Annotated in this window: 14 protein-coding genes; 6 read left to right on the top strand and 8 right to left on the bottom strand. The window is 66.9% G+C overall.

Features of this window, described 5'->3' with window-relative positions; translation table 11 throughout:
• Nucleotides 1–112: 112 nt before the first annotated feature.
• The 8 genes from ABZ441_RS29560 to rpmH all read right to left on the bottom strand — a co-directional run bounded on the left by ABZ441_RS29560 (nucleotide 113) and on the right by rpmH (nucleotide 6,091).
• Nucleotides 113–1,213 (bottom strand): ParB/RepB/Spo0J family partition protein, encoded by a 1,101-nt coding sequence (locus ABZ441_RS29560; RefSeq protein WP_358979735.1) that lies wholly within the window; start codon nucleotides 1,211–1,213, stop codon nucleotides 113–115.
• The gene (locus ABZ441_RS29565; protein WP_358979818.1) at nucleotides 1,210–2,304 is read right to left on the bottom strand and encodes a ParA family protein; all 1,095 of its coding nucleotides are present in this window, start codon (nucleotides 2,302–2,304) and stop codon (nucleotides 1,210–1,212) included. The genes ABZ441_RS29560 and ABZ441_RS29565 overlap by 4 nt, the downstream gene beginning before the upstream one ends.
• A 303-nt stretch (nucleotides 2,305–2,607) precedes the next feature.
• Complete coding sequence (gene rsmG, locus ABZ441_RS29570) at nucleotides 2,608–3,324, bottom strand: 16S rRNA (guanine(527)-N(7))-methyltransferase RsmG (RefSeq protein WP_358979737.1); 717 nt, start codon at nucleotides 3,322–3,324, stop codon at nucleotides 2,608–2,610.
• Between the two features lie 99 nt (nucleotides 3,325–3,423).
• Nucleotides 3,424–3,933, bottom strand: coding sequence for a R3H domain-containing nucleic acid-binding protein (locus ABZ441_RS29575; RefSeq protein ID WP_205019125.1), 510 nt, complete (start codon nucleotides 3,931–3,933; stop codon nucleotides 3,424–3,426).
• Between the two features lie 14 nt (nucleotides 3,934–3,947).
• Complete coding sequence (gene yidC, locus ABZ441_RS29580) at nucleotides 3,948–5,204, bottom strand: membrane protein insertase YidC (protein ID WP_358979740.1); 1,257 nt, start codon at nucleotides 5,202–5,204, stop codon at nucleotides 3,948–3,950.
• 3 nt (nucleotides 5,205–5,207) lie between these two features.
• Nucleotides 5,208–5,567 (bottom strand): membrane protein insertion efficiency factor YidD, encoded by a 360-nt coding sequence (gene yidD, locus ABZ441_RS29585; protein ID WP_099173275.1) that lies wholly within the window; start codon nucleotides 5,565–5,567, stop codon nucleotides 5,208–5,210.
• Nucleotides 5,564–5,935 carry a ribonuclease P protein component gene (rnpA, locus tag ABZ441_RS29590; RefSeq protein WP_205019123.1) on the bottom strand — a complete coding sequence of 124 codons (372 nt, stop codon included), beginning with the start codon at nucleotides 5,933–5,935 and terminating at the stop codon, nucleotides 5,564–5,566. Before rnpA ends, yidD begins: the two co-directional genes overlap by 4 nt.
• Before the next feature lie 18 nt (nucleotides 5,936–5,953).
• Nucleotides 5,954–6,091, bottom strand: coding sequence for a 50S ribosomal protein L34 (gene rpmH, locus ABZ441_RS29595; RefSeq protein WP_014047156.1), 138 nt, complete (start codon nucleotides 6,089–6,091; stop codon nucleotides 5,954–5,956).
• Nucleotides 6,092–6,472: 381 nt separating this feature from the next.
• On the opposite strand from rpmH, the gene dnaA reads away from it, so the two are divergent.
• The 6 genes from dnaA to gyrB all read left to right on the top strand — a co-directional run bounded on the left by dnaA (nucleotide 6,473) and on the right by gyrB (nucleotide 15,617).
• The gene (gene dnaA / locus ABZ441_RS29600; RefSeq protein WP_358979743.1) at nucleotides 6,473–8,245 is read left to right on the top strand and encodes a chromosomal replication initiator protein DnaA; all 1,773 of its coding nucleotides are present in this window, start codon (nucleotides 6,473–6,475) and stop codon (nucleotides 8,243–8,245) included.
• A gap of 1,002 nt (nucleotides 8,246–9,247) precedes the next feature.
• Nucleotides 9,248–10,378 (top strand): DNA polymerase III subunit beta, encoded by a 1,131-nt coding sequence (gene dnaN, locus ABZ441_RS29605; RefSeq protein WP_358979745.1) that lies wholly within the window; start codon nucleotides 9,248–9,250, stop codon nucleotides 10,376–10,378.
• 145 nt (nucleotides 10,379–10,523) lie between these two features.
• Nucleotides 10,524–11,402, top strand: a complete 879-nt coding sequence (gene gnd, locus ABZ441_RS29610; RefSeq protein WP_124277886.1) for a phosphogluconate dehydrogenase (NAD(+)-dependent, decarboxylating) — start codon at nucleotides 10,524–10,526, stop codon at nucleotides 11,400–11,402.
• Nucleotides 11,403–11,458: 56 nt separating this feature from the next.
• Nucleotides 11,459–12,589, top strand: coding sequence for a DNA replication/repair protein RecF (gene recF, locus ABZ441_RS29615; RefSeq protein WP_205019121.1), 1,131 nt, complete (start codon nucleotides 11,459–11,461; stop codon nucleotides 12,587–12,589).
• Nucleotides 12,586–13,146, top strand: a complete 561-nt coding sequence (locus ABZ441_RS29620; RefSeq protein WP_358979748.1) for a DciA family protein — start codon at nucleotides 12,586–12,588, stop codon at nucleotides 13,144–13,146. Before recF ends, ABZ441_RS29620 begins: the two co-directional genes overlap by 4 nt.
• 401 nt (nucleotides 13,147–13,547) lie before the next feature.
• The gene (gene gyrB, locus ABZ441_RS29625; RefSeq protein WP_358979750.1) at nucleotides 13,548–15,617 is read left to right on the top strand and encodes a DNA topoisomerase (ATP-hydrolyzing) subunit B; all 2,070 of its coding nucleotides are present in this window, start codon (nucleotides 13,548–13,550) and stop codon (nucleotides 15,615–15,617) included.
• Nucleotides 15,618–15,660 lie beyond the last annotated feature (43 nt).

The raw sequence follows: 15,660 nt of genomic DNA on the forward strand, positions 1-15,660 counted from the left end.
ACGTGCGTAACGCAGACTTCGTTCCCCCCACACCGCGCCCGGACACGCGCCGGAGGCCCATGTCCGTGGTCGCGGCTCCGGAACTCGTCCCGCCCTTTGCCGTCTCGCTGGCTCAGGCTTCGTCGCTGTCAGCCTGGTCCTCTTCGCTGTGCCGTTCCAGGACGCGTCCCTCACCTGGAGCAAGGCTTCCGAGAATGCGGTCCAGATCCTCCATCGAGGCGAACTCGACGACGATCTTTCCCTTCTTCTGCCCGAGATCGACCTTCACCCGCGTCTCGAATCGATCGGAAAGGCGCGAAGCGAGATCGGTCAGAGCCGGTGCGACGCGGCCACCGGCCCTAGGGCCCCTGGGCTTGGCGGAACTCGTGGGCTCGGATCCAAGCAGATTCACAATCTCCTCGACCGCACGTACCGACAGCCCTTCGGCCACGATGCGGTGAGCCAGCCGGTCCTGTTCATCGGAGTCGTCCACCGACAGCAAGGCCCTCGCATGCCCGGCCGACAGGACTCCTGCCGCGACCCGTCGCTGTACCGGCGGAGAGAGCCGCAGCAGACGGAGCGTGTTCGACACCTGCGGGCGGGACCGGCCGATCCGGTCCGCGAGCTGATCGTGGGTGCACTTGAAGTCCTTCAGCAACTGGTCGTACGCCGCCGCCTCCTCCAGGGGATTCAGCTGCGCCCTGTGAAGGTTCTCCAGGAGCGCGTCGAGAAGGAGCTTCTCGTCGTCCGTCGCACGGACGATGGCCGGGATGCGATCCAGACCGGCCTCGCCGCATGCCCTCCAGCGGCGCTCACCCATGATGAGCTCGTAACGGTCCTCGGCGACCTTGCGCACGACGACGGGCTGGAGGAGACCTACCTCCTTGATGGAGGTGACCAGCTCTGCCAGAGCATCTTCGTCGAAGACCTCACGGGGCTGCCGGGGGTTGGGCGTGATCGACGCGAGGGGAATCTCAGCGAAGTAGGCCCCTACAGAGTCGGTCTCCTCGGCAATGTGCTCCCGCTCTCCCAATGGAGAACTCGGCTCCGGCACCGAAGCGCCGGAGGGGAGCGCTGCCAACTTCGCCGCGGCCACCCCACGCTCGGCGGTCATTACGGGTGATACGCCCACCGCACTCGTCCCGGACGCTGGACTCGGGACCTGCTTCTCCTGCGGAGCTGCAGGGATCAGTGCACCGAGTCCACGCCCCAGCCCTCTACGACGCTCGCTCACTGCATGCCCTCCGAATGACTCTGCTGACTGTTCTGAACGCCCGGACGGGCAACCTCGCTCGAGGGGGCGTGCTGGCCCTCGTAGTGCACTCCGACGCCTCTCAGCGCGATCTCACGCGCCGCCTCGAGGTAGGAGAGGGAACCACTGGAGCCCGGATCGTACGTCAGGACGGTCTGCCCGTAGCTCGGCGCCTCCGAGATGCGCACAGACCGCGGAATGCTGGTCCGCAACACCTCCTTACCGAAGTGAGTGCGCACCTCCTCGGCGACCTGTGAGGCGAGCCTGGTCCTGCCGTCGTACATGGTGAGCAGGATCGTCGACACGTGAAGATCCGGATTCAGATGCCCCCGGACCAGGTCGACGTTCCGAAGCAGCTGACCGAGGCCTTCCAGTGCGTAGTACTCACACTGAATCGGGATGAGCACCTCTGCACCGGCCACAAGCGCGTTGACCGTCAGCAGGCCGAGCGAAGGCGGGCAGTCGATAAGGATGTAGTCCAGCGGCTGGTCATATGCCTGGATGGCCCGCTGCAACCGGCTCTCCCGCGCGACCAGCGACACCAGCTCGATCTCCGCACCGGCAAGATCGATGGTCGCCGGCGCGCAGAAAAGACCTTCGACGTCCGGGACGGGCTGAACCACTTCGGAGAGCGGCATGCTCTCCACCAGAACGTCGTAGATCGAGGGGACCTCTGCGTGATGGTCGATCCCCAGAGCCGTGGAGGCGTTCCCCTGCGGATCGAGGTCCACCACCAGCACGCGTGCACCATGCAGTGCGAGCGACGCGGCGAGATTCACCGTCGACGTCGTCTTGCCCACGCCGCCCTTCTGGTTGGCCACGACCATGACGCGTGTCCGGTCTGGTCGCGGCAACCCCTCGCCGGCACGGCCAAGGGCCTCAACCGCCAGCTGAGCGGCACGACCGATAGGTGTGTCGTCCATCGGTGGTGGTGTTTCACGTGAAACACCATCCCCCATGGACTCAGTACGGGGACCGGGGACCGGATCGGTCATCGGTCCCGCGATGTTGGCGTCGGACCGCAAGGATTCACTCTCCTCGACTTCAGGCTCGCAATGAACAGAGCCTGCCATGCTTTCGGGGTCGCGAACCAGCGAGGCCGACTGTTCTGTGGATGAATCCGGTTCTGTGGGCAACTTCGTAGCCCGCACGGGCTTGCGGTCGCGCGGCGTGGCAGCCACACGACCGCGGCCGATGATTCCCTGCAGCAGAGAGCGACGTTTCACGTGAAACACGATGCCTTCGCAGCCCAGCAGGGTGCTCCCGACACTCCGCAGGCGGCGCATATGGCTGCATGTGAGGAGCATCGGCTTAGACGCCCACAACTGCACCTCTGTGCGACAAAAGGGCAGCCGAGGCCCTCACATCGCCGACGACTATCGCCGCCTGCGCGCCCGGCCCACCCTGGCGGCCTTCGCCCGCTTTGCGGCGAACCTCACACCGCCCGGGCTCTCTCCGACCACCACACGCACCACAGTGGACGCAGGATCGACCAGCCCCTCACCGACGTGCAGCACCTCAGTTTCGACCACTCCGAGCTTGCTCAGGGCGGCACGAGCTCCCTGAATCTCTTCCTCAGCGGTGCCACCCTTGAGAGCGAGCATCTCGCCGTACGGGCGGAGCAGAGGCACCCCCCATCCGGCGAGCCGGTCGAGCGGGGCAACTGCTCGGGCTGTCACCACATGAACGGGCTGAAGTGTCCCGAGCACCTCTTCGGCCCGTCCGCGGACGACGGTCACATGGTCCAGTCCCAGCAGTTCGACGACTTCCTGGAGAAAGTTCGTGCGCCGCAGCAGCGGCTCGAGCAACGTGATCTTCAAGTCGGGCCGTACCAACGCCAGGGGAATACCGGGAAGCCCCGCCCCCGACCCCACATCGCACACGGTCACGCCTTCGGGAACCACCTCGGAGAGCACCGCGCAGTTCAGCAGGTGTCGTTCCCACAGGCGGGGCACCTCGCGAGGACCGATCAGTCCACGCTTGACGCCCGCGTCCGCGAGCAGCTCCGCATACCTGACAGCCTCCGGAAAGAACTCACCGAATACCGCCTGCGCCTCCTGGGGCGCCTGAGGGAGCTCTGCTTCCTCCGTCACGGGGACCGTCCTTCCGTACCGCATTAGCACGCTGACTATCAGGCTGACAAAGATCGGCCCCGCCTGCGAACAGACGGGGCCGACAGTACAAGGATCAGGTCAGGCCGGGAGTACGACGACGAAGCGCTGCGGCTCCTCGCCCTCGGACTCACTGCGCAGACCCGCTGCCGCGATCGCGTCGTGCACGACCTTGCGCTCGAAGGGCGTCATCGGCTCCAGCTTCACCGGCTCGCCGGAGCTCTTGACCTCGTCGGCGGCCTTGGCCCCAAGAGCCGCGAGAACCTCACGCTTCTTGGCACGGAACCCGCCGATGTCCAGCATCAGACGGCTACGGTCACCGGTCTCACGGTTGACTGCCAGACGCGTCAGTTCCTGGAGCGCCTCCAGCACCTCACCGTCGCGTCCCACGAGCTTCTGCAGGTCACGCGCCGACTCGCTGATGATCGAGACCGCGGCCCGGTCCGCCTCCACGTCCATGTCGATGTCGCCGTCGAGGTCGGCGATGTCGAGCAGGCCTTCGAGGTAGTCAGCCGCGATCTCCCCCTCCTGCTCGAGGCGGGTCAGAGTGTCGCTGCCCTCAGCGGCCGTGGTGGTGGTGCCTTCCGTCACGGATGGACTCCTTCTTACTTCTTGGACGGGTGCTTGGGCCGCTGCGGGCCCTTGCGCTGTCCGGACTTGGCTTGGCGTGAGGAGCCGGATGCGGCGGGCTTGTCCGCCGGCTTCGGCGTATCGTCCTGCTTTTCCAGCGAGGTCTTGGATTCCGAGCCGGTGGAGTCGGAACCCTTCGACGTCCCGGGATGCGTAGCAGCGGTGTGGCGCTTCGACTTGGTCTGGCGCTTGGGCTGCTGCCGCTTGGCCGCAGCACCGCCCTCGGCCTCCAGGACGGCGGCTTCGCTCTTCGCGACGGTCCCGTCCTCCTGAGCCGCGAGACCCAGCTTGCTCAGACCGGTGATGAACTTGCGCTCGATGTCGTTGCGGTCGGTTCCCTTGGCAACGATTCGCTTGACGGTGTTACGCCGCGTCCTGCCACGAACCTCGCCGTGCGAGGTGACGCTCTTGAGGACACGGCCCAGGTACTGGTCCTGCGCCTTGCTGCCGGGCGTCGGGTTCTGGTTGATCACATACATCTGCTGACCCATGGTCCAGACGTTCGTGGTCAGCCAGTACACGAGGACACCGACGGGGAAGTTGATACCCATGACGGCGAAGATGACCGGGAAGATGTACATCAGCATCTTCTGCTGCTGCATGTACGGGGTCTTGACCGTCAGGTCGACGTTCTTCGTCATCAGCTGGCGCTGCGTGAAGAACTGGGACGCGGACATCATCACGATCATGATCGCGGTCACGACACGGACGTCGGTCAGCGAGGCGCCGAGCGCCTGGACCTTCTCTTCGCTGTCCATGAACTTCGCGGCCAGCGGGGCACCGAAGATGTGTGCCTGACGAGCGCTGTCCAGCAGAGGCTGGTCGATGACACCGATCGTCTTGCCCGAGGCGATGGCCGAGAGCACGTGGTACAGGGCGAAGAAGAACGGGGACTGCGCCAGGATGGGGAGGCACGAGGAGAGCGGGTTGGTGCCCGTCTCCTTGTACAGCTTCATCATCTCTTCGGACTGACGCTGTTTGTCGTTCTTGTAGCGCTCCTGGATCGCCTTCATCTTCGGCTGGAGCACCTGCATGTTCCGGGTGGACTTGATCTGCTTCACGAAAAGCGGGATCAGGCAGATCCGGATCAGGACCACCAGGGACACGATGGACAGGCCCCAGGCCCACCCCGTGTCATCGCCGAAGAGCGCTCCGTACAGCTTGTGGAACTGAACGATGACCCACGAAACGGGCGTGGTGATAAAGCTGAACAGACTGGCAATCGTGTCCACTAATCAGGCTCCTTGAGCTTTGGGCGAGGTCTCTGTGGCCGGGCTCAGGGGTTCGGAGACCGACCCCCCGGAAGGCACATCGGCGGCGGAGTCCCCGCCCTTGCCGCCACGCACACAGTTGCGCAGCATTTCGTGCCAACGCGGACGTTTGCGTGGCGGTACGTAATCCACGCCGCCGGGTGACCACGGATTGCAACGCAGGATGCGCCATGCGGTCAGCGCTGTTCCCTTGATCGCACCGTGCCGGTCGATCGCCGTATATCCATAGTGGGAACACGACGGGTAGTAACGGCAGACAGGCCCGAGGAGCGGGCTGATCGTCCACTGATACAGCTTGATCAGAGCCAGCAGCGGGTACTTCATCGCGCGCCCCCTCCCAGCAGCCGCTGTAGAGCGGCGTCCAGGTCTCGGGCCAGCTGTGCATGGTCGGCGTCACCCGATCCGGGCAGCGCTCGTACGACAACAAGGCTACCGGGGGGCAGCTGAGCAAGCCGATCGCGGACCAGATGGCGAAGCTTCCGCTTCACCGAGGTGCGAACGACCGCTCCACCCACTGCTTTGCTGACAACGAAACCCGCACGTGGCGGGGGAGTACTCTCCCCTGTCACGTGCGGGTCCGTAACACCGCTGCGTAGATGAACGACGAGTAGCGGGCGTCCGGCCCGGCGTCCCCGGCGTACAGCGGCCGCGAAGTCCTCGCGCCGCCTCAGCCGATTCTCGGTAGGCAGCACGTCATGACCTGACCGCGATCAGGCGGACAGGTTGGCGCGACCCTTGCCACGGCGGTTCGCGAGAATCGCGCGGCCGGCACGGGTACGCATACGCAGTCGGAAGCCATGGGTCTTGGCGCGACGACGATTGTTCGGCTGGAAGGTGCGCTTGCTCACTCGGGGGCTCCAGAAATGATTCGTGTGTTGGCGGGACATCGCCTGGCTGTCACCGTGCGCCCACGAGGAACTCGCGTAAACGCCTTAGTGCACCGCTTCACAATCACTGATCGTGATCTTTGCCCATCGGAGGCAGGCGGCAGCAGCCATCGACAACTCGACCTGGTCACGGTACGCGCGGCTGCGCCATCCGGTCAAACCAGCTTCGCACGACCCGCTTCTGTACACAGCCTGTGGACAACGACTTGAACCGTGTGGGTCCGCCTGACTACCGTGGCTGAACTCCGGTTCCTTTCCTTCCCACCTGCCGGGCCTCACCCGACCCGACCCATCCCGTCCCGAGAAGCACACATTCGTGGGACATGCGAGAGAGCGTGCCTTGTGGCTGACGTACCTGCCGATCTTGCCGCAGTGTGGCCACGAGTGCTGGAACAACTCCTCGGGGAGGGCCAGCAGGGCATCGAGCCGAAGGACAAGCAGTGGATCGAGCGCTGCCAGCCCCTCGCGCTCGTCGCTGACACAGCGCTGCTGGCCGTACCCAACGAGTGGGGCAAGCGGGTCCTCGAGGGTCGGCTCGCACCGCTGATCAGCGAGACGCTCACCCGCGTGTGCGGTCGTCCGATCCGGATCGCGATCACCGTCGACGACTCCGCGGGGGAGCCACCCGCTCCTCCCGCACCCCCGATGCACCAGCCCCACCAAGGGCAGCAGTCCCATCGCTACCAGGGTCCGCAGCACGACGAACCCTCGCGCGGCGACGGGTACGACGACTACGGCTCCAGGCCCTCCGACGACGGCATGCCCACCGCTCGACCGGCGTACCCGGGCTACCAGCAGCACCGCCCCGAGCCCGGCGCCTGGCCGCGCACCCAGGAGGACCTCTCCTGGCAGCCCCGCCACGGCGGGTACCAGGACCGTGATCCGTACGCGAGCCCCCGCCCCCAGCAGCCGCAGCACGACTACCGCGCGCAGCCGCCGGAGCACCAGGGTTACGAACAGCAACGGGACCGCCACGATCTGCAGGACCAGCCTCCCCAGCACCGCCAAGGCGGCCACGGGACCGGCCGGGCCGGCGGCCCCATGGGCACGCAGTCCGCGCCTCCGCCGGGAACCGGTGAGCCGCACGCCCGGCTGAACCCGAAGTACCTCTTCGACACGTTCGTGATCGGGGCGTCCAACCGCTTCGCACACGCGGCGGCGGTCGCCGTCGCCGAGGCCCCCGCGAAGGCGTACAACCCCCTCTTCATCTATGGGGAGTCGGGGCTCGGCAAGACCCATTTGCTGCACGCCATCGGGCATTACGCGCGAAGCCTCTATCCGGGCACCCGGGTGCGTTACGTGAGCTCCGAGGAGTTCACCAACGAGTTCATCAACTCGATCCGCGACGGCAAGGGCGACACCTTCCGCAAGCGCTACCGGGACGTGGACATCCTGCTGGTCGACGACATCCAGTTCCTGGCGAGCAAGGAGTCGACGCAGGAGGAGTTCTTCCACACCTTCAACACGCTCCACAACGCCAACAAGCAGATCGTGCTGTCCTCGGACCGCCCTCCCAAGCAGCTGGTGACCCTCGAGGACCGGCTGCGGAACCGGTTCGAGTGGGGGCTCACCACAGACGTGCAGCCCCCGGAGCTGGAGACGCGTATCGCTATCCTGCGCAAGAAGGCCGTGCAGGAGCAGCTCAACGCCCCGCCGGAGGTGCTGGAGTTCATCGCGTCCCGCATCTCGCGCAACATCCGCGAGCTGGAGGGCGCTCTCATCCGCGTGACCGCCTTCGCGAGCCTGAACCGCCAGCCGGTGGATCTGGGTCTGACCGAGATCGTGCTCAAGGACCTGATCCCCGGCGGCGAGGACTCGGCCCCGGAGATCACCGCGCCGGCCATCATGGCGGCGACCGCGGACTACTTCGGTCTCACCGTGGAGGATCTCTGCGGGTCCTCCCGCAGCCGAGTCCTCGTGACCGCTCGCCAGATCGCGATGTATCTGTGCCGCGAACTGACGGATCTGTCCCTGCCCAAGATCGGCGCCCAGTTCGGCGGGCGCGACCACACCACGGTGATGCACGCCGACCGGAAGATCCGTGCCCTCATGGCGGAGCGGCGCTCGATCTACAACCAGGTCACCGAGCTCACCAACCGCATCAAGAACGGCTGACAGGCCGGAACACCCGGCCACACCGCGCACCCAGGGGCGCCCCGCGAGGACCGCACGACGTCCTCCCGGGGCGCCTTTGGCGTGCCAGGGGACCTCGCGGCTGTCGTCAGAAGACATCCGTGGGGCTCCGAGAGTGCTTCTGCCGCCACCACGGGTGGTCCGGGAAGGCCGCCAAGGCCGCTTCGAGGACCCGTTCATGCCCGGGCCCGCGGCCTGAGCGACGGCTGCGCACCTATGAAGTGTTCGAATACGGTCCGCAGGGGGCTCTTCTCCACAGAAGAGCGGGAAATCCGGCGTCCACAGCCTGGGGACTGGGAAGTTGTCCAGATTGCGTCCACAGGGCCTGCAGCCGATACTCCATCAGGCCAGGTCAGGAGCCTGGGGATTTGTGGTCAACCGTGATCCACAGCCTGTGGACAGAAATTTCGTCCACAGGACCTCGATGATGTTGTCCACCGACGGCCCACAGGCGAGCCCTCGTTGTCCCCAGCTTCTCCACACCCCTGTCCACTGTTCGGCAACCCAACACCCGCTTTCACTGCCGAGAGTGAAAGGCGTCACACGAGGAAGCCCGGTTGGGCTGTGGGGAACGTGGGTAAAGCTGGGGACAGCCCTGGGGAGAAGTCACCCCGCCCTGTGCATCGGGTGTGCAGAACTTTCGTGTGTCCACAGAAACGCCTGGTTTTCCACCGGTGTCACCCACAGGGTCGGTGGACAAAAAACAGCCTCTGAGCTGCGAAAATGGCGTTATCCACGGTTTCCACAGGGCCTACTACTACTACCACTCAGAGTTAGCCAGGAATCCGCTTCGAAGTGGGGCCTGTGCACAACTCGAGCGGCGACCTCGGCGAACCTCTCGGCGCGACTTGACCCCGAGCAGCAACGAGTGTCGGTGCCGTACGTCAGACTGGACCCCGGTGGTTCCCCAGCCCCTCGGCAGGGAGCCCCGGTCAACCGACGAAGGCCAGTAGGGCGAGCGAGCAAAAGCAGGAGGCGGTTCCGGTGAAGATCCGGGTGGAGCGCGATGTACTCGCGGAGGCGGTGGCCTGGGTGGCCCGCAGCCTCCCGGCCCGTCCGCCGGCGCCCGTTCTTGCGGGCCTTCTGCTGAAGGCTGAGGACGGCGCCCTCAGCTTCTCGAGCTTCGACTACGAGGTCTCGGCCAAGGTCTCGGTGGACGCGGAGATCGAGGAGGACGGCACGGTGCTCGTCTCCGGCCGACTGCTCGCAGACATCTGCCGTGCCCTGCCGAACCGTCCGGTGGAGATCTCCACAGACGGTGTGCGGGCCACGGTGGTCTGCGGCTCCTCGCGGTTCACACTCCACACCCTGCCTGTGGAGGAGTACCCGGCACTTCCGCAGATGCCGACGGCCACGGGCACCGTCCCCGGTGAGATCTTCGCCTCCGCGGCGGCCCAGGTCGCCATCGCGGCCGGCCGCGACGACACCCTGCCCGTCCTGACCGGCGTCCGGATCGAGATCGAGGGCGACACCGTCACCCTCGCCTCGACCGACCGCTACCGCTTCGCGGTCCGTGAGTTCCTCTGGAAGCCGGAGAACCCCGATGCGTCGGCCGTGGCCCTGGTGCCCGCCAAGACGCTCCTGGACACCGCCAAGGCACTGACCAGCGGCGACACCGTGACGCTGGCGCTGTCCGGGTCGGGGGCCGGCGAAGGACTGATCGGATTCGAGGGCGCGGGCCGGCGTACGACCACGCGGCTGCTCGAGGGCGATCTGCCGAAGTACCGGACGCTCTTCCCCACCGAGTTCAACTCGGTGGCGGTCATCGAGACCGCCCCGTTCGTCGAGGCCGTCAAGCGTGTGGCCCTCGTCGCCGAGCGCAACACCCCGGTGCGGCTCAGCTTCGAGCAGGGCGTGCTGATCCTGGAGGCCGGTTCCAGCGACGACGCACAGGCTGTGGAGCGTGTCGACGCCGTGCTGGAGGGCGACGACATCTCGATCGCCTTCAACCCGACCTTCCTGCTGGACGGGCTCAGCGCGATCGACTCCCCGGTCGCCCAGCTCTCCTTCACGACGTCGACCAAGCCGGCGCTGCTCAGCGGCCGCCCGGCTGTCGACGCCGAGGCGAACGACGCGTACAAGTACCTGATCATGCCGGTCCGCCTCTCCGGCTGATCCGGCGGTCGTTCCTGTCATGGCAGTCTCCGGCGGGCAGGCTCAGCGCAGAGCGGGCCCACCGTGCTGCACCCCGCCGTGCTGTCCCGGCCGGGCGTAGGCTCGGTCCTGGGTACGAATCGGCACAACGCTTAAGGAATCTCTGATGGAGCTCGGTCTCGTCGGCCTCGGCAAGATGGGCGGCAACATGCGCGAGCGCATCCGCCGCGCAGGGCACACGGTCATCGGTTACGACCGCAACCCGGACGTCGCCGATGTCCACAGCCTCGAAGAGCTTGTGGGCAAGCTCAAGGGCCCGCGCGTCGTGTGGGTGATGGTCCCGGCCGGTGCCGCGACCCAGTCGACCATCGACGAGCTGGCCGACCTGCTCTCTCCGGGCGACGTCGTCGTGGACGGCGGCAACTCGCGCTGGACCGACGACGAGAAGCACGCCGTCGAGCTGGGGATCAAGGACATCGGCTTCGTCGACTGCGGCGTCTCCGGTGGTGTCTGGGGCCTGGAGAACGGCTACGCCCTGATGTACGGCGGTACGGAGGAGAACGTCGCCAAGGTCCAGCCGGTCTTCGACGCACTGAAGCCCGAGGGCGACTTCGGTTCCGTCCACGCGGGCAAGGTCGGTGCCGGCCACTTCGCCAAGATGGTCCACAACGGCATCGAGTACGCCATGATGCAGGCCTACGCCGAGGGCTGGGAGCTCCTGGAGAAGGTCGACTCGGTCACGGACGTGCGCGAGGTCTTCCGCTCCTGGCAGGAGGGCACGGTCATCCGTTCCTGGCTGCTCGACCTGGCGGTCAACGCGCTGGACGACGACGAGCACCTGGACCAGCTCCGTGGCTTCGCCGCGGACTCCGGCGAGGGCCGGTGGACGGTCGAGGCCGCCATCGACAACGCGGTGCCGCTGCCCGCGATCACCGCGTCCCTGTTCGCGCGCTTCGCCTCGCGTCAGGACGACTCGCCGCAGATGAAGATGATCGCCGCGCTGCGCAACCAGTTCGGCGGCCACGCGGTGGAGAACAAGAAGTAGCCGTCGGCAGCAGGCGGCAGCAGCACACAGCAGAGCAGTCGGAAAGGTCCGCGACCATGCACGTCACGCATCTCTCGCTGGCCGACTTCCGTTCGTACGCCCGGGTCGAGGTGCCTCTCGATCCGGGCGTCACCGCGTTCGTGGGGCCCAACGGCCAGGGCAAGACCAACCTGGTGGAGGCTGTCGGTTATCTCGCCACGCTCGGCAGCCACCGGGTGTCCTCCGACGCGCCCCTGGTCCGGATGGGTGCGGAGCGCGCCGTCGTGCGTGCCGCGGTCACCCAGGGCGAGCGCTCCCAGCTGATCGAGCTCGAACTCAATCCGGGCCGTGCCAATCGAGCACGGATCAACAGGTCCTCGCAGGTCAGACCGCGTGACGTCCTGGGGATAGTTCGGACGGTGCTTTTCGCTCCCGAGGACCTGGCCCTGGTGAAGGGCGATCCCGGCGAGCGGCGGCGCTTTCTGGACGAGCTGATCACGGCCCGCTCCCCCCGGATGGCCGGAGTCCGCTCCGACTACGAACGGGTGCTGAAGCAGCGCAACACCCTGCTGAAGTCCGCGGCCATGGCCCGCAGGCACGGAGGCAGGTCGATGGACCTGTCCACGCTCGACGTCTGGGACCAGCACCTGGGCCGGGTGGGGGCGGAACTGCTGGCCCAGCGGCTGGACCTGATCGCGACCCTGCAGCCGCTGGCGGACAAGGCGTACGGTGACGTAGCCCCTGGCGGTGGACCCGTGACGCTGGAGTACCGCAGCTCGGTCGGCGCCGACGTGGAGCCCGCGCGAACCCGCGAGGAGCTGTACGAGCAGGTGATGGCGGCCCTGGCCGAGGCGCGCAAGCAGGAGATCGAGCGTGGTGTGACCCTGGTCGGCCCGCACCGTGACGACCTGGTGCTGGGACTGCGCGGAATGCCGGCGAAGGGGTACGCGAGCCACGGCGAGTCCTGGTCGTACGCCCTGGCGCTGCGGCTGGCCTCGTACGATCTGCTCCGCACCGAGGGCAACGAGCCGGTGCTGGTGCTCGACGACGTGTTCGCCGAGCTGGACGCGCGCCGTCGTGAGCGTCTGGCGGAGCTCGTGGCACCCGGGGAACAGGTACTGGTGACTGCCGCTGTGGACGACGACGTACCGGGAGTGCTGGCCGGGGCGCGGTACGCGGTGTCCGCGGGGGCGGTGGAGCGGCTGTGAGCGGTCCGGACGAGCAGGGCGAACCCACGCAGGGCACGGCGAAGCAGCCCGAGGTGTCGGGCGTCGATCTGGCGCGCGTGGCCCTTCGCGCGGCGAAGGAGCAGGCCCGTGCCCGGGGCGCGGCGGCGCAGCAGAAGAATCAGGCGAGGCGGGGCGGCGGCCTGCGGTCCGGCGCCCGGTCCGACGGCCGTGATCCGCTGGCTCTGGGATCGGCGATCAACCGGCTCATCACGGAGCGGGGCTGGGAGACTCCGGCGGCAGTCGGCGGCGTGATGGGGCGCTGGCCGCAGATCGTCGGGGGCGATCTCGCCAATCACTGCGTGCCGGTGCGCTACGACGAGGATCCGGCCGAGCGGGTTCTGACCGTGCAGTGCGATTCGACGGCGTGGGCGACGCAGCTCCGGCTGCTGGCGCCGCAGCTGGTGGCCCGGCTGAACACGGACCTGGGCCAGGGCACCGTGCGGATGATCAGAGTGCTCGGTCCGGGGGGTCCGCAGCGCAGATTCGGCCCACTCCGTGCTCCGGGGAGCAAGGGGCCCGGCGACACCTACGGCTGAGCTGGGATCTCGGTTTCCGGAGCCTTTGGTTCCCGGCCCGCGACGAGACGGCCCGAGGGGTGGATGATCCGCTTCTGTGCCGGTTCATCCGCAGCCCGGTGTTTCCGGTATGTGCTGCTGTGTGCTGATTCAGGTCGCCCGAAGAGCGTGGGGCGTCCCTCACCGTAGCGGGAGGTTGACAGCCCGAAGCGCGCAATGCCCTCGTGAGCCTCCCGGGGCCCCTTCCTGAATATGGGGAGTCGTCAGCCGCTCATTCAGGGCGGCACATGCGTACTCAGGCACCGGCAAACCCCCATTCATGTCAGCGCTACCGGTAGACTGATGGACAATCCCGCTTCCTCGCGGGAGTCGTCGATACAAGCCGAACGACGCAGCCGCTCCCGCCTGCCGGAGAACGGCCTGTGCTGTGCCAGAAAGGGCGCTTCGTGGCCGATTCCGGCAACCCCAACGAGAACATCCCGTCCACAGCCGGTGAGCCCGGCGAGGTCACCGCGTCGTACGACGCCAGCGCGATCACCGTGCTGGAAGGCCTGGACGCGGTCCGCAAGCGACCCGGTATGTACATCGGGTCGACCGGTGAGCGCGGTCTCCACCACCTCGTGCAAGAGGTTGTCGACAACTCGGTCGACGAGGCCATGGCCGGGCACGCGGACACCATCGACGTCACGATCCTCGCGGACGGCGGGGTGCGCGTCGTGGACAACGGCCGCGGCATCCCGGTCGGCATCGTGCCGTCCGAGGGCAAGCCGGCCGTCGAGGTCGTCCTCACCGTGCTGCACGCCGGCGGCAAGTTCGGCGGCGGCGGCTACGCCGTATCCGGTGGTCTGCACGGCGTCGGCGTGTCCGTCGTCAATGCCCTGTCCACGCGGGTCGCCGTGGAGGTCAAGACGGACGGCTACCGCTGGACCCAGGACTACAAACTCGGTGTCCCGACCGCTCCACTGGCCCGTCACGAGGCCACGGAGGAGTCAGGGACGACCGTCACCTTCTGGGCCGACGGAGACGTCTTCGAGACCACCGAGTACTCCTTCGAGACCCTCTCGCGCCGCTTCCAGGAGATGGCGTTCCTCAACAAGGGACTCACCCTCAAGCTGACCGACGAGCGCGAGGCGGCGAAGGCCACGGCCGGCGCGGACAGCGCCGAGGCCGTCGACGTCCCCGAGGAAGAGGCGACCCGGACGGTCACGTACCACTACGAGGACGGCATCGTCGACTTCGTCAAGTACCTCAACTCCCGCAAGGGCGACCTCATTCACCAGTCGGTGATCGACATCGAGGCCGAGGACAAGGATCGACTCCTCTCGGCCGAGATCGCCATGCAGTGGAACACGCAGTACACCGAGGGTGTCTACTCCTTCGCCAACGCGATCCACACGCACGAGGGCGGTACGCACGAGGAGGGTTTCCGCGCGGCGCTGACCTCGCTGGTCAACCGCTATGCGCGCGACAAGAAGCTGCTGCGCGAGAAGGACGACAACCTCACGGGTGAGGACGTCCGCGAGGGCCTCACGGCGATCATCTCGGTCAAGCTGGGCGAGCCGCAGTTCGAGGGTCAGACGAAGACCAAGCTGGGCAACACCGAGGCGAAGACCTTCGTCCAGAAGGTCGTCCACGAGCAGTTGACGGACTGGTTCGACCGGAACCCCAACGAGGCCGCCGACATCATCCGCAAGGGCATCGCGGCCTCCACGGCCCGGGTCGCGGCGCGCAAGGCCCGTGACCTGACCCGGCGCAAGGGGCTCCTGGAGAGCGCCTCGCTGCCCGGCAAGCTCAGCGACTGCCAGTCGAACGACCCGACGAAGTGCGAGATCTTCATCGTCGAGGGTGACTCCGCCGGTGGTTCGGCGAAGTCCGGCCGTAACCCGATGTACCAGGCCATCCTGCCGATCCGAGGCAAGATCCTGAACGTCGAGAAGGCCCGCATCGACAAGATCCTGCAGAACACCGAGGTCCAGGCGCTGATCTCGGCCTTCGGTACCGGGGTCCACGAGGACTTCGACATCGAGAAGCTCCGCTATCACAAGATCATTCTGATGGCGGACGCCGACGTCGACGGCCAGCACATCAACACCCTGCTGCTCACCTTCCTGTTCCGCTTCATGCGTCCGCTGGTCGAGTCCGGGCACGTCTACCTCTCGCGCCCGCCGCTCTACAAGATCAAGTGGGGCCGGGACGACTTCGAGTACGCGTACTCGGATCGTGAGCGCGACGCACTGGTGGCGCTCGGCAAGCAGAACGGCAAGCGGATCAAGGAAGACTCGATCCAGCGATTCAAGGGTCTCGGTGAGATGAACGCCGAGGAGCTGCGCGTCACCACGATGGACATCGACCACCGTGTGCTGGGCCAGGTCACGCTGGACGACGCGGCTCAGGCCGACGACCTGTTCTCCGTGCTGATGGGCGAGGACGTCGAGGCGCGGCGCTCGTTCATCCAGCGCAACGCCAAGGACGTCCGCTTCCTCGACATCTGAGTCGGCCGTACAAGAAGGAGGGTCCGGCGATTGGGAGACGGAC

It is taken from the genome of Streptomyces sp. NPDC005752 (assembly GCF_040630715.1).
Lineage (GTDB): Bacteria > Actinomycetota > Actinomycetes > Streptomycetales > Streptomycetaceae > Streptomyces.